Source organism: Xenorhabdus bovienii, from assembly GCF_024721015.1.
GTDB lineage: Bacteria > Pseudomonadota > Gammaproteobacteria > Enterobacterales > Enterobacteriaceae > Xenorhabdus > Xenorhabdus bovienii.
In genome coordinates this window covers 1-233 of sequence record NZ_JANAIF010000491.1, presented here as the reverse complement: position 1 = coordinate 233, position 233 = coordinate 1, and the positions used below count along the sequence as shown (strand labels likewise).

Genomic DNA, 233 nt, shown 5'->3' with positions numbered 1-233 from the left:
ATTTACCGCCGACGCATGGTTCCTTGATGGATTTTCTCCTGCCAAAAACCCTGAACTCTGGGATGCGGGTCTCATGGCGCAGGTTGGCGCGCATACCAAAACCGGAGGCACAGCTGCAACTTACACCGCGGCGGGTTTTGTGCGGCGTAATCTGGCTGACGCGGGCTTTGCCGTCACGCGCGTCAAAGGTTTTGGCCGCAAGCGTCACATGACCACCTGTCTGAAGGACGGCG

General features: G+C 58.8%; 1 protein-coding gene. It reads left to right on the top strand.

Annotated features, from left to right (window positions below; all coding sequences use genetic code 11):
* A partial coding sequence (locus tag NXS07_RS21490) for an MnmC family methyltransferase (RefSeq protein ID WP_258087706.1) occupies positions 1-233 on the top strand: 233 nt, incomplete at both ends.